Source organism: Lentzea sp. HUAS TT2 (genome assembly GCF_051853195.1).
Classification (GTDB): Bacteria; Actinomycetota; Actinomycetes; order Mycobacteriales; family Pseudonocardiaceae; genus Lentzea.
Window position 1 is genome coordinate 5,961,981 of record NZ_CP196667.1, and the last position, 12,340, is coordinate 5,974,320.

Annotated in this window: 17 protein-coding genes; 10 read left to right on the top strand and 7 right to left on the bottom strand. The window is 69.6% G+C overall.

Translation table 11 applies throughout. The features are described from left to right. The first annotated feature begins 162 nt into the window (after positions 1-162). Complete coding sequence (locus ACSHWB_RS29100; RefSeq protein ID WP_439656465.1) at positions 163-1,473, top strand: NlpC/P60 family protein; 1,311 nt, start codon at positions 163-165, stop codon at positions 1,471-1,473. A 61-nt stretch (positions 1,474-1,534) separates the two neighbouring features. After that, positions 1,535-2,443 carry a hypothetical protein gene (locus tag ACSHWB_RS29105; protein ID WP_439656466.1) on the top strand — a complete coding sequence of 303 codons (909 nt, stop codon included), beginning with the start codon at positions 1,535-1,537 and terminating at the stop codon, positions 2,441-2,443. A 262-nt stretch (positions 2,444-2,705) separates the two neighbouring features. On the opposite strand, the gene ACSHWB_RS29110 is transcribed toward ACSHWB_RS29105, so the two are convergent. Then, positions 2,706-3,080 carry a GNAT family N-acetyltransferase gene (locus ACSHWB_RS29110; RefSeq protein ID WP_439656467.1) on the bottom strand — a complete coding sequence of 125 codons (375 nt, stop codon included), beginning with the start codon at positions 3,078-3,080 and terminating at the stop codon, positions 2,706-2,708. Between the two features lie 47 nt (positions 3,081-3,127). On the opposite strand from ACSHWB_RS29110, the gene ACSHWB_RS29115 reads away from it, so the two are divergent. From ACSHWB_RS29115 to ACSHWB_RS29130, 4 genes are read left to right on the top strand one after another with little or no spacing between them, the layout of a single operon-like run. After that, positions 3,128-3,655 (top strand): TetR/AcrR family transcriptional regulator, encoded by a 528-nt coding sequence (locus ACSHWB_RS29115; RefSeq protein WP_439656468.1) that lies wholly within the window; start codon positions 3,128-3,130, stop codon positions 3,653-3,655. After that, positions 3,652-4,293, top strand: a complete 642-nt coding sequence (locus ACSHWB_RS29120) for an epimerase (RefSeq protein ID WP_439656469.1) — start codon at positions 3,652-3,654, stop codon at positions 4,291-4,293. Before ACSHWB_RS29115 ends, ACSHWB_RS29120 begins: the two co-directional genes overlap by 4 nt. After that, a complete protein-coding gene (locus ACSHWB_RS29125) occupies positions 4,290-4,679 on the top strand; it encodes a hypothetical protein (protein WP_439656470.1) in 390 nt (129 codons plus the stop codon). Before ACSHWB_RS29120 ends, ACSHWB_RS29125 begins: the two co-directional genes overlap by 4 nt. Positions 4,680-4,735: 56 nt before the next feature. Next, entirely contained in the window at positions 4,736-4,906 is a 171-nt protein-coding gene (locus ACSHWB_RS29130) for a hypothetical protein (protein WP_439656471.1), read from the top strand. Here ACSHWB_RS29130 and ACSHWB_RS29135 read toward each other — a convergent pair. The 4 genes from ACSHWB_RS29135 to ACSHWB_RS29150 form a co-directional block, all read right to left on the bottom strand. Beyond that, positions 4,903-5,454 (bottom strand): isochorismatase family protein, encoded by a 552-nt coding sequence (locus ACSHWB_RS29135; RefSeq protein WP_439656472.1) that lies wholly within the window; start codon positions 5,452-5,454, stop codon positions 4,903-4,905. The genes ACSHWB_RS29130 and ACSHWB_RS29135 overlap by 4 nt on opposite strands. Positions 5,455-5,527: 73 nt before the next feature. Then, positions 5,528-6,430 carry a GlxA family transcriptional regulator gene (locus tag ACSHWB_RS29140; RefSeq protein WP_439656473.1) on the bottom strand — a complete coding sequence of 301 codons (903 nt, stop codon included), beginning with the start codon at positions 6,428-6,430 and terminating at the stop codon, positions 5,528-5,530. Beyond that, the gene (locus tag ACSHWB_RS29145) at positions 6,427-6,975 is read right to left on the bottom strand and encodes an isochorismatase family protein (RefSeq protein WP_439656474.1); all 549 of its coding nucleotides are present in this window, start codon (positions 6,973-6,975) and stop codon (positions 6,427-6,429) included. Before ACSHWB_RS29145 ends, ACSHWB_RS29140 begins: the two co-directional genes overlap by 4 nt. Positions 6,976-7,058: 83 nt before the next feature. After that, positions 7,059-7,400: a DUF2203 domain-containing protein gene (locus tag ACSHWB_RS29150; RefSeq protein WP_439656475.1), complete on the bottom strand. Its 342-nt coding sequence runs from the start codon at positions 7,398-7,400 to the stop codon at positions 7,059-7,061. Positions 7,401-7,427: 27 nt separating this feature from the next. Between ACSHWB_RS29150 and ACSHWB_RS29155 the strand changes: the two genes are divergently transcribed. Next, on the top strand, positions 7,428-8,300 hold the full coding sequence (locus tag ACSHWB_RS29155) for an oxidoreductase (RefSeq protein WP_439656476.1): 873 nt from the start codon (positions 7,428-7,430) through the stop codon (positions 8,298-8,300). Here ACSHWB_RS29155 and ACSHWB_RS29160 read toward each other — a convergent pair. Beyond that, the gene (locus ACSHWB_RS29160; RefSeq protein WP_439656477.1) at positions 8,287-9,030 is read right to left on the bottom strand and encodes an ABC transporter permease; all 744 of its coding nucleotides are present in this window, start codon (positions 9,028-9,030) and stop codon (positions 8,287-8,289) included. The genes ACSHWB_RS29155 and ACSHWB_RS29160 overlap by 14 nt on opposite strands. Then, a complete protein-coding gene (locus ACSHWB_RS29165; protein ID WP_439656478.1) occupies positions 9,027-9,935 on the bottom strand; it encodes an ATP-binding cassette domain-containing protein in 909 nt (302 codons plus the stop codon). Before ACSHWB_RS29165 ends, ACSHWB_RS29160 begins: the two co-directional genes overlap by 4 nt. 76 nt (positions 9,936-10,011) lie before the next feature. Here ACSHWB_RS29165 and ACSHWB_RS29170 point away from each other — a divergent pair, with 76 nt between their 5' ends. The 3 genes from ACSHWB_RS29170 (at position 10,012) to ACSHWB_RS29180 (ending at position 12,334) form a co-directional block, all read left to right on the top strand. After that, positions 10,012-10,695 carry a TetR/AcrR family transcriptional regulator gene (locus ACSHWB_RS29170; protein ID WP_439656479.1) on the top strand — a complete coding sequence of 228 codons (684 nt, stop codon included), beginning with the start codon at positions 10,012-10,014 and terminating at the stop codon, positions 10,693-10,695. Beyond that, positions 10,692-11,222 carry a molybdenum cofactor guanylyltransferase gene (gene mobA / locus ACSHWB_RS29175; RefSeq protein WP_439656480.1) on the top strand — a complete coding sequence of 177 codons (531 nt, stop codon included), beginning with the start codon at positions 10,692-10,694 and terminating at the stop codon, positions 11,220-11,222. Before ACSHWB_RS29170 ends, mobA begins: the two co-directional genes overlap by 4 nt. Before the next feature lie 62 nt (positions 11,223-11,284). Beyond that, positions 11,285-12,334 carry an AAA family ATPase gene (locus tag ACSHWB_RS29180; RefSeq protein WP_093588020.1) on the top strand — a complete coding sequence of 350 codons (1,050 nt, stop codon included), beginning with the start codon at positions 11,285-11,287 and terminating at the stop codon, positions 12,332-12,334. Positions 12,335-12,340: the final 6 nt, after the last annotated feature.

Consider the following 12,340-nt stretch of genomic DNA (forward strand, 5'->3'; position numbering starts at 1 on the left):
GCCACTAGTAGCGCTAGGCCATCCCGGCGACACGCCGGGCCTCCGATCGTCCCAAAAGGACCACCGCGCGTGTTCCACTGTGACACGTGTGGCTGACGGTGCGTTAGTTCCGGATGCGCTGAATGAGTCTGGTTGGTCTAATGCGGTCGGAGGTGATGTCCAGTGTTGACACGACTCTCCGCCGTGTTGGTGTTGATGACGGCCGTCCTCACGGGGACTGCCGCCGCTGTGCCGCCACCTCCGCCGAACCCCAGTGACGCGGAGATCTCGGCGTCGCGGGCGGAGGCGGACGCGAAGGCGGCCCGCGTCGGTGAGCTGACCGGGCGGCTCACGCAGGCGGAGTCGCGCCTGCAGGAGCTGCTCGACGACGTCTCGTACAAGCGCGAGCTCGCCAACAAGGCGCGTGTCGACCTGGAGACGGCGATCTCGGAGGCCGAGGCCGCCCGCACGGAGGCCGCCGCCGCACGCGTGCAGGCCGACGCGGCGTCCGCCGCCGTGGAGGAGAGCAGACGCGCGCTCGACGAGTTCGCCGCCGCCTCCTACGCGCAGGGCACGACCGTCGGGTCGTTCTCCGCCTACATCGGCGCCAAGTCGCCGGAGGACCTGCTGGCCAGGGCACAGATGCTGGAGGCGGTGTCGGCGTCCAGCCTGAACCGGCTCGACCAGGTGACCCGCGACCAGGGCACCGCCGCGAACCTCGACTCGTCCGCCCGTGCCGCGCTCAAGAAGTCCGAGCTCAAGCAGGCCGCCGCCGACGAGGCCAAGAAGGTCGCCGAGCAGGCCCAGCAGGTGGCCGTGACCGCGCACTCCGCGCAGGCCGCTGCGACCGAGGAGCTGCAGTCCGACAAGGACGCCGTCGAACGTGAGCTCGCCTCGGCGCGCGGCGCGGTCAGCGGGCTGGAGGCGCAACGCCAGCAGTACGACCAGTGGACCGAGGCGAAGAGGCGCGAGGACGAGGAGAACGCCCGTCGCGCCGCCGCGGCCGCCGCTGCCGCAGCCGCACCGCAGGCCCCGGCACCCCGCCGTCCGATCGCGGCGGCCCCGGCGCCGTCCGGCAACCGCGTGCAGACCGTGATCAACCGGGCGTTGGCCCAACGCGGTGTCATCTACGCGTGGGGCGGTGGCAACCACTACGGCCCGACGTACGGCGTGCGCGACGGCGGCGTCGCCGACTCGTACGGCGACTTCCGCAAGATCGGCTTCGACTGCTCCGGCCTGATGATGTACGCCTTCGCGGGCGCCGGTGTGTTCCTGCCGCACTACAGCGGCTACCAGTACAACTCCGGCCGCAAGGTGCCGCTGTCGCAGATGGCCCCCGGCGACATGATCTTCTGGGGACCGGGCGGCGGCACGCACGTGGCGCTGTACCTGGGCGGCGGGATGATGGTCGAGGCGCCGCATTCCGGTGCCGTGGTGAGGATCTCCCCTGTGAGGTACGGCGGCATCATGCCGTATGTCACTCGCGTGCTGTGACCTCGTCGTAGATGATGCTGCTCTCGCAAGAGCATCATCATTTCGACCTGGGGGATCCATCATGCGCGTGGCCGCGTTGTGCGCTGCCGTCATCACCGTCCTGGCGGCCGCCGTGCCCGCTCAGGCACAGGCCGGTTGTGTCTGGAGACCGACCGATCTGCCACTTCCGGAGACCGCGCCCAGCGGGATCCTGAACGCCGCGAGCCCGGACGGCCGGTACTTCGCCGGGCAGGTCGAGGAAGGCGTGCTGCTGCTCTGGCACGACCGTCAGCTGATCGAGCTCGCCGGCACCGAGGACAGCGGGGCGCCTTACGGCGTCAACGGCAAGGGGCACGTCATCGCCACCGACGGCACCGGTTCGTTCGTGTACCGCGACGGCGCGAAGCAGTACCTGCCGGTTCCTGCCGGGCGCAAGTCCTACGTCCGGGACATCAACGAGGCCGGTGACGTCCTCGGCTACCTCGACGGCGGGAACACGACGATCGTGTGGAAGGCCGCGAACCCCGGCGCGTACGAGGTCATCGGGACCGGCGGTGCGGTCGGGATCGACGAGGAGGGCCGCATCGCGTTCCGCACCGGCGTGATCCGGTCGGCCGACGGCACCACCGTGCGGATCGCGGGCTATCCCGCCGTGCAGCTCGAGAAGTTCCAGAGCGGCAGGGTGATCGGCCGCGTCGACCGCGCGTTCGGCAAGCTGCGGGAGTGGACCCCCGCGGGCGAGGTGGTGCGCGACTACGTGATCAACCCGAGCAGCCCGATCGGCATCAACCGCGACGGCCTGCTCGCGAGCGGGTACTTCAAGTCCGGCAACAGGTACGGCGCGTGGCAGGGCAGCATGCTCGTGGGTGACGTCGGCTCCAGCTCCGACCTGCACGTCGTGGGCGTGACGGACACCGGCCTGATGGCGGGCTTCCGCCGGTGGCGCGCCGAGGACAACTTCTGGGGTCCGTCCACCTGGGCCTGTTCGTAGCGCGGCGACCGGTGGCCCGCCGGTGAGCGGGCCACCGGAGCGCGTCAGGCGGCGCCGAGACGGAGCGGGTTCGTCTTCGTCGTGGCGCTGCGCAGCCAGTTGTGGTGCGGGTGGATCGTCACGCCCTGCGGACCGCGGACGTCAGCGGGCCGGCCTCGGACAGCGTGAAGTCGTAGACGTCGGTCTTGCCGCGCCCGCGGACTGTTCGGCGATCGTGAAATCCGCAGCTCAGAGAGCACGCGCCCAGAGCTGGCCGGTCACGTCATGGCCGAAGCTGTGCTGGGGCGTCTCCTCGGCCAGTTCGAACCCGTGCGCCTCGTAGATCTTCCGCGCGGACGAGAGACCGCCTGTTGCCCGCGCCGTGGCCACGTGCGTCCGGATGCACGAGCAGCACGCGCAGCTTCGCTGTCTTGTCGTCCTCGCGAACGCAGAACACGCATCCGACGCGTTGGCCGTCGAGCTCGGCGATCCACGCGCCCTCTCTCGTGGGGTCGTGGTCCTCCGCGTAGTCGCTGACGATCTTGGCGACCAGCGCCTCGAACGAGGTGTCCCAGGCGTGCTCGGCCGCGTAGAGCTCGCCGTGCGCCTGGATCACCCAGCCCAGGTCGCCGGGGTGGCCGAGTGGGCGGATCAGCATGGTCGCCTCCACTGACACGACTGTTTCAGTCATGCCAAGATACCGCCATGCCGTCCGCCCGCGAGACCGAACTGCTCGAAGCCGCCTACCGGTACGTGCTCACGCACGGCCTCGCTGACGTGTCGCTGCGTCCGCTGGCGGCGGCAATCGGATCGAGCACGCGCGTGCTGCTCTACCTGTTCGGCAGCAAGGAGGGCCTGGTCAGGGCGTTGCTCGCGCGGGCACGGGCCGACGAGCTGGCGTTGCTCGCCGACATCGGCACCGGTCCGGGCGTGGTGCGGCGGTTGTGGGAGTGGTTGTCCGCGCCGGCGCACCGTCCGTTGCTGACGTTGTGGCTGGAGGCGTACGCACGCTCTCTTGTGGAGCCTGACGGGCCGTGGGCGGGTTTCGCGCGCGCGACCGTGGAGGACTGGCTGGAGGTGCTCAAGGCATCGCAGCCGGAGGACGTGCGCGACACCGATGACGGACTGGCGTTGCGCACGCGTGAGCTCGCGTTGCTGCGGGGTGCGTTGCTGGATCTGCTCGCGACAGGCGACGGCGAGCGCGTCACCGCGGCGACTAGGTTGGTGCCGTGAAGATCGTGGTGTTCGGTGCGTCCGGCATGGTGGGCCAGGGCGCGTTGCGGGAGTGCCTGCTCGACCCCGCGGTGGATTCCGTTGTGACCGTGGGACGTTCGCCGTCGAGCGCGAGCGATCCCAAGCTGCGGCACGTGGTGCACGCCGACTTCGGTGACCTGTCGCCGATCGCCGCGGACCTGGGCGATGCCGATGCATGTTTTTACTGCATGGGCGTCACGTCCGCGGGTCTGACCGAGGCCGAGTACACGCCCGTGACGCACGACTACGCGCTCGAAGCCGCACGTGTCGTCGGCGGCACCTATGTGTACGTGTCCGGTGAGGGCGCCGATGCCGAGAGCAAGACCATGTGGGCACGGGTGAAGGGACGCACGGAGAACGAACTGCTGGCGCTGGACCGGCCGGTGTTCGTGGTGCGACCGGGTTTCATCCAGCCACGGCACGGGATCACGTCGCGCACGCGCATCTACCGGTACATCTACTCGTGGTCCTCGTGGCTCATGCCGTTGCTGAAGAAGGTCGCGCCCAAGTACGTCACGAGCACCGACGAGCTCGGGCGCGCGATGGTCGCGTTGGCCAAGGGCGCTCAGGCGACGCGGGTGCTGCGCAGCGACGAGATCAACCGGGTCGCGGGATGACGCTCGAAGAGGCCATCCGCGAGTACCAGGAGGACGGCTACGAGGTCACGCACGTCGTCGAGTCGGTGTGCCGCGGCTGCGGTGGCAGGACGTTCGAGGTGCAGGTGACCGACGCGAGCGCGCTGCGCCGGACCTGCCTCGACTGCGGTCTCGTGGAGTTCATCGCCGACTCCGCCGACTTCTGGGAGGACGACGACGCGGAGGAGTGCGCGTGCACCTGCGGCGGCGAGAGGTTCGCCGCCGCGCTCGGGTCGTCGTGCCGCCCGGACGGCGAGGTGCGCTGGCTGACCGTCGGGCTGCGGTGCCTGGAGTGCGGGCTGTGCGGCGTGTACGAGGACTGGAAGATCGACTACACGCCGAGCAGACACCTCATCACGCAGGCCTGACCTGCGTCCCGAGTTCGAGATGCCGGTGTCGGACCCCGTCGTTACGATCGGTCTCCATGGGCGATTTCAAGATCGGCGACACGGTTCAGGTCACCGGCAGCACGATGACGGGCAACGTCGGCACCGTGGTGCACTTCGACACCGAGCGCGAGAAGATCCTCGTCCGGATCACGGACCAGACCCAGAACTACTTCACCGCCGACGAGCTGAAGAGGTTCTCCGGCTAGGACTTGAACGCGTCCTCGGTCTTCACCACGCCCGCCGTGCGACCCGGCGCCGTGTGGTTCTCCCAGTACAGGTTGGTGTGCGCGACGACCTTGTCCGGGGTGGGGGCGCCCCACTCCGACAGGTCCTCGGTCGTGTGCGCGTCGCTGACCAGCAGGGCGTCGTAGCCGCGCACGATCGCGCCGTGCAGGGTGGAGCGGACGCACTCGTCGGTCTGCGCGCCGGACACCACGAGGCTGCCGACCCCCTTGCCCGCCAGCACCTCCTCGAGGTCGGTCGCCTCGAACGAGTCGGCGTAGGTCTTGTGCACCACCGGTTCGCCGTCGGCGAGCTTGAGCTCGGACACGAACTGCCAGCTGTCGGACTCCTTGGGCATGTGCTCGCTGCTGTGCTGCACCCACACGACGTCGACGCCGGCCGCGCGCGCCTTGTCCACGAGGGCCGCGACGTTGGCCACGACCTCGTCGCGGTTGTGGGCGTGGTTCACCACGCCGTTCTGCACATCGATCACGAGCAACGCGGTGTTGGGGCGGTTCGCCAGAGTCGTCACGCGGCCAGCTTAGGCCGCTTCCGGTGGTGTGCAAGGGTGTTCCGTCGACTGTGGACGGCCGCACGCGTGCGGCTCAGCGGGAACGCAGCCGCCGCAACATCCGGGCGTCCTCGAAACCCACGTTGCGCGCCGCGGTCTCGACGGTGGCGCCTTGACCGATCAGGTGCTCGGCCCGTTCGACGCGCAACGCCTGCTGGTACTTCAACGGCGTCATGCCCGTCGCACGGCCGAACAACCGCGTCACGGTCCGTTCGCTGCACCCCGCGTGCACAGCGAGCTCCGCGAGAGAGAGGCGGTCGGCGAGCCGTGACTCGATGACGTCCTGAACGCGGTGCACGGTCTCGTTGATGTGCGAACGGTGCCGCAGCAACACACTCGCCTGCTGATCGTCGCCGTTCCTGCGCGCGTAGATGACCATCGTGCGTGCGATCGCGGCGGCGACCGTGGGCCCGTGGCGCACGGCGACGAGGTGCAACGCCAGGTCGATACCGCTCGCGATGCCCGCGGACGTCACAACCCTGCCGTCCTCCACGAACAAGACGTCACGCACGACGTGTGCGGCGGGGTAGCGCCGTGCGAGTTCTTCTTGGAGTTCGTGGTGCGTGGTGCAACGCCGTCCGTCGAGCAAACCGGCGCGCCCCAACGCATCCGCGCCGGCACACACACTCGCAACCGTGCCGCCACGGTCGTGATGCGCGCGCAACCACGCCAACGCACGTTCGCTCAAATGCCCGGTCCCGGCGATCTTCGGCGACCGCCACCCCGGCACGAACACGAGGTCGTCCGCGTCGAGAGAGGGCAACTCACGCGACGCACCGAGCGGCACGCCCTGATGGCTGAGCACGGTGTCCATGTCGCCGACGTAGGACAGCGTGTACCCGTCCACGAGGTCGGCAGCGCTGGAGAACACCTGCGCCGGCCCCGCGAGGTCGAGCAGGTGCAGTCCAGGAACGAGCAGGAAGACGACTCTGGTCACGATCCGGTCAGCGTAGCGACATCCGAGATCCGCGCGAACCGGCCCGCCAGCACGTACTCGGTCCGCTCGATGATCTGCTCGACCCCGAGCACCTTCCCGGTCCGCCAGTGCGGCAACGGCATGGTGGCGGTCGCGTCCGTCACGAACGTCATGTCGAACCCGAGGTCCGACCCGACCCGCGTGGTCGTCTCGCAGCACTGCTCGGTCCGAATGCCGCTGACCAGCAGCTCCCGCACACCACGCTGCGTCAGCGTCTGCTGAAGGTTCGTCGTGGTGAACGCGTTGTGCGCGGTCTTGGTCAGCACCGGCTCGTCGTCGAGCGGCTTGAGCCCGTCGATCAGCCGCACGTGCCCCAGCGCGGGGTCGAACACGTCGCCGGAGCCGGGTTCGGAGTGCAGCACCCACACGACGAGGTCACCGGCGTCGCGGCTCATGTCGACCAGCTGGTTCACCTTGCCGACCACGTCCGGGTTGGACACCTCGGCCCAGTTGGGGCGCTGGCGGAACGACTCCTGCACGTCGATGACGATCAATGCTCGCTTCATGACCCTCAGCCTGGTCGGTGCCGGACGCGGGCACGAGGCACGAGCCGGGCGAGGAGCGGACGGATCCGGTCACCGAGCGAAGATCACAGCGGGCGGCGGCCCGCGAACCCCAGATCCGTCCGGTGGTACCAGGCCAGCTCGCGGTCACCCTCCAGCCAGCACAGCAGCACCGGCACACCGTCCCTCTCCGACGGGAAGTCCACGAGCAACGGCGCGAAGCCCTTCAGCTCCGCCCCTGTCCCCTGCACGGTCTCCATCAGCTCGTCCAGCCGGGCCTGCGCCGCCTTGAACTCCGGAAGCCCACCCAGAGGGGACTCGCCGGCGGCCAGCTCGGCGGCGTCGGCGCGCAGGCGCACGATCTCGTCCAGGACCGGCAGCAGGCGCAGGAGTTCGGCCTCGGCCTCGGAGCGGGTGAACAGTTCCACGCCGCCAAGGCTGGCACAGTGGGCACGATGACGTGGCGACTGGGTGACCTCACCGTGAACCGGATCGGGTTCGGCGCGATGCGACTGCCGCAGCGCGGGACGGCGTTCGACCGCCGGGCGCAGCCGCGGGACCGCGCGCAGGCGATCGAGGTGCTCCGCCAGGCCGTCGAGCTCGGGGTGAACCACATCGACACCGCCGCCTTCTACTTCTCCGCCACGCGGTCGGCGAACGAGCTGATCAACAGCGCGCTCGCGCCGTACCCGGAGGACCTGGTGATCGTCACCAAGGTCGGGCCCGGCCGCACACCGCAGGGGGAGTGGTTGCCGCTCGCCACGCCGCGGCAGCTCAAGGGGCAGGTCGAGGAGAACCTGCGGCAGCTCGGCCGCGACCACCTCGACGTGGTCAACCTGCGGGTGAGCGGGCTGGACGATGTGAGCGCGCACTTCGAGCAGCTCGCGGCGCTGCAGCAGGACGGGCTGATCCGGCACCTCGGGTTGTCCAACGTGAAGCCGCACCACCTCGACCAGGCGCAGCGGATAGCCGAGGTCGTGTGCGTGCAGAACTCCTACGGGCTCGGGCATCACGCCGAGCACGACGACTTCGTCGGTGTGTGCGGGGAGCGGGGGATCGCGTTCGTGCCGTTCTTCGCGCTGGCCGGCGCCAACCAGGAGGCGGGGACGTCGGCCGACGACGACGTGGTCACCGAGGTCGCTCAGGCCCACGGCGCGTCGCCGTCGCAGGTCCGGCTGGCGTGGACGCTCGCGCGGGGGCCGCACGTGCTGGTCATCCCCGGCACCGGCGATCCGGCTCACCTGCGGGAGAACGTCGAGGCGGGGCGGCTCGGCCTCACGACCGAGGAGCTCACCCGCCTCGACGCCGCGCACCTCAACGGCGGCTGATCCGCCCGAACAGCCAGGTGGACCACAGGAAGGCCACCACGAGCAGTCCGCCCGACCACGCCAGCGCGAGCCAGCCGGACGTCACGGGCTGGTCGTTCAGGAACGCGCGCACGGTCTCGATGACCGGCGTGATCGGCTGGTGCTCGCTGACGGCGCGCAGCCAGGGCTGCATCGTCGCCACCGGTACGAAAGCGCTGCTCAGGTACGGGACGAACAGCATGAAGAACCCGAGCAGGCCGGCCGACTCGACGCTGCCCGCGATCACGCCGAAGCCCGCCGCGAGCCACGACAACGCCAGCACGTAGAGCAGCAGCAGACCCATCGCGAGGACCCACGAGCCGAGCGACGCGGTCGGGCGGAAGCCCATCAGCAACGCCACCAGCACCACCGCGAACGTCGCCAGGGCGTTGCGGGCGACCGAGGCGAGGACGTGGCCGGTCAGCACGGAGAAGCCGCTGATCGGCATCGAGCGGAACCGGTCGACCACGCCCTTCTTCATGTCGTCGGCCACCGACATCGCGGTGGACGTGGCGCCATAACCCGTGCACAGCACGAGGATGCCGGGCACCACGTAGTCCACATAGGACTGCGTTGAGCTGATCGCGCCGCCGAACACGTAGACGAACAACGCCATCATCAGCACCGGCAGCACGATCGCCATGATCAGGGTGTCGAGGTTGCGGCGGCTCAGCCGGACGCTGCGGCCGACCATCGTCAGCGAGGCGGTCATGCGGCCACCGCCGTCAACGAGGTGAACACGTCGTCCAGGGTCGGGCGGTGCGCGGACACCCGCAGCACGCCCACCCGCGCCACCCGCAGGTCGTCCAGCACGCGGTGCAGATGAGCCGCGCTGCCGTCGGACGGCACGCTCAGCGTCCGCCCGCCGGCCACCCCGCCGACCACGGCCAAAGCTCGCGACACGTCCTCGGCGCAGGAGAAGGTCAGGTCCAGGCGGGCGCCGCCGACCGAGTTCTTCAACGCGTCCGCGGTGCCGTCCGCGACGACACTTCCGTTGTGCAGCACCACGATCCGGTCGGCGAGCCGATCGGCCTCTTCCAGGTACTGCGTGGTGAGGAAGATCGTCACGCCGTCGCGCACCAGGTCGCCGATCGCGTCCCACATGGTCGTGCGGCTGACCGGGTCGAGGCCGGTGGTCGGCTCGTCCAGGAACAGCAGCCGCGGCTGTGCCACCAGGCTCATCGCCAGGTCCAGGCGCCGCCGCATGCCGCCGGAGTAGGTGCGCACCCGGCGGTCCGCGGCGTCGGTCAGACCGAACCGCTCCAGCAGCTCGACGGCCCGACCACGAGCCGCCGACCTCGCGAAACGACGTAGCCGGGCGATCATGACCAGGTTCTCGCGCCCGGTCTGCTCCTCGTCCACCGCCGCGTACTGCCCGGTCAGGCTGATCACGCCGCGAACAGCGGTGGCCTCCCGTGCCACGTCGAACCCGCACACGCGCGCTGTCCCGCCATCGGGCCTGGTCAGCGTGCTCAGGATGCGGATCGTGGTGGTCTTGCCGGCGCCGTTGGGCCCGAGCAACGCGAGCACGGACCCCTCCGCGACCTTCAGGTCCAGCCCGGTCAGCACCGTGGCTGACCCGTATCTCTTCGTCAGACCCTCTGTCTCGACGATCATCGAACCCCCTTTATGCGTATCTCATACGCAAAACCTGAATTAGCGTATGACATACGCATCTGTTTGACTAGGGGGCATGAAGAGGGGGCGCAAGCCGACCATCGACGCCGCCGACATCACGAGGGCCGCCATCGCGATCGCGGACGCCGAGGGGCTCGCCGCCGTGTCGATGGCCCGCGTCGCGCAGGAGATGGGCAACGCGACGATGGCGCTCTACCGGCACGTGAAGAGCAAGGACGAGCTGCTCCAGCTGATGGCCGACGCCGCGTTCGACGACCCGCCCCCGCTGCCGGACGGCGGGTGGCGCGACAAGTTCGAGGTCTGGGCGAAGGCGCTGCTGGCGGGCATCCGCGTGCGCCCGTGGTTCCTGCAGATCCCCCTGAACGGCCCGCCGAGCGGCCCCAAGAGCCTCGCCTGGTTCGACAGCGCCCTCGGAGCGCTCGACGACACCCCGCTCCAGCCGGGGGAGAAGGTCGGCGTGGTGATGAGCCTGATGACGTTCGTGCACGGCGAGGCGTGGCTGAGCGTCGCGCTGACGCAGGGGTTCGAGAGCGACCCGGCCCAGTTCAGCCGTCAGTACGGGCAGCGGCTGCGGGAGATCGTCGACCCGCACCGGATGCCTGCGCTCGCGAAGATCGTCGCGGCCGGTGTCTTCGACGTGGACGACCTCCTCGACGCGGACGACATGGCCGCGGAGTTCGACTTCGGCCTGCACCTGTTCCTGGAAGGCGTCGCGGCGCACATCGGAGGACGGTCATGACGTACGCGGCGATCATCCTCACCGGCGGCAAGGGTGAGCGGCTCGGTGGCGTCGACAAGGCGGAACTGTCCTATCGGGACGCGACACTGCTCGACCACGTGCTGTCCGTTGTGGACGACGCCGTGCAGAAAGTCGTTGTGGGACCGGAGAAGGATCTTCCCGGTGTCGTCTGGGCGCGTGAGGACCCACCCGGCGGAGGCCCGCTCGCCGGTCTGGCTGCCGGACTGGCGGAGATCACCGAGGACTGGGTCGCCGTGCTCGCCGTGGACCAGCCCGGCCTCACGAAGGACACGATCGCGAGACTGCGCGAAGCCGGCCGCAACGCCGTGCTGAAGGACGACCGCGTGCAGTGGCTGATCGGCTACTGGAACGTCGCTGAGCTGCGTGAAGCCCTACCCGAAGAGTCGCGGAACCTGCCGTTGCGCAAGACTCTGCTGGCACTGCACCCCGTCGAAGTGTCCGCTTTGCCCGGTGAGGCGAGGGACGTCGACACGCCCGCCGACCTGGACACCCTTCACAGCGGTTGAACAGGCGAGGGGTAAGACTGTTCAACGATCGGTAAAACCCTGTTCTGCATGGAGGCCCGCACGTGACCGAGCCCGCCGCCGAGGCAACGCCGAACGCATCGGCGCCCGTCACCCCGGCTCGTGACGCCCAGCTGCTCGAACGCACCGTGTTCGAGGTGAAGCGGGTCATCGTCGGCCAGGACCGGCTCGTCGAGCGGATGCTCGTGGGTCTGCTGGCCAAGGGCCATCTGCTGCTCGAAGGTGTGCCGGGTGTCGCGAAGACGCTCGCCGTCGAGACGTTCGCCCGCGTTGTGGGTGGTTCGTTCTCCCGCGTGCAGTTCACGCCCGACCTGGTGCCCGCCGACATCCTCGGCACCCGCATCTACCGCCAGTCCACCGAGACGTTCGACGTCGAGCTCGGTCCCGTCGTCGCGAACTTCGTGCTCGCCGACGAGATCAACCGCGCGCCCGCCAAGGTGCAGTCGGCGATGCTCGAGGTCATGGCCGAGCGGCACGTGTCCATCGGTGGCCGCACGTTCCCGATGCCGAACCCGTTCCTGGTGCTGGCGACGCAGAACCCGATCGAGAACGAGGGCGTGTACCCGCTGCCGGAGGCGCAGCGCGACAGGTTCCTGTTCAAGATCCAGGTCGAGTACCCGACCGCCGAGGAAGAACGCGAGATCGTCTACCGCATGGGCGTCGAGGCGCCCACGCCGAACCAGGTCCTCTCGCCGGAGGAGCTGGTGCGCCTGCAGGGCGTGGCGTCGCGCGTCTTCGTCCACCACGCGCTCGTCGACTACGTGGTACGCCTCGTGATCGCGACCCGCGCGCCCGGTGAGCACGGCCTCACCGACGTCGCCGGCTGGGTCGCCTACGGTGCCTCGCCGCGTGCGTCGCTCGGCATCATCGCCGCCGCGCGTGGCCTCGCGCTCGTGCGCGGCCGTGACTACGTGCTGCCGCAGGACGTCGTGGACGTCGTCCCGGACGTGCTGCGTCACCGCCTGGTGCTCTCCTACGACGCGCTGGCCGACGGCGTGCCGCTGGACCACATCATCACCCGTGTGCTGCAGATCGTGCCGTTGCCGCAGGTGTCGGCCCGTCCGCAGCAGCCGGTTCCGGCTGGTAGGCCGTGAGCCGGG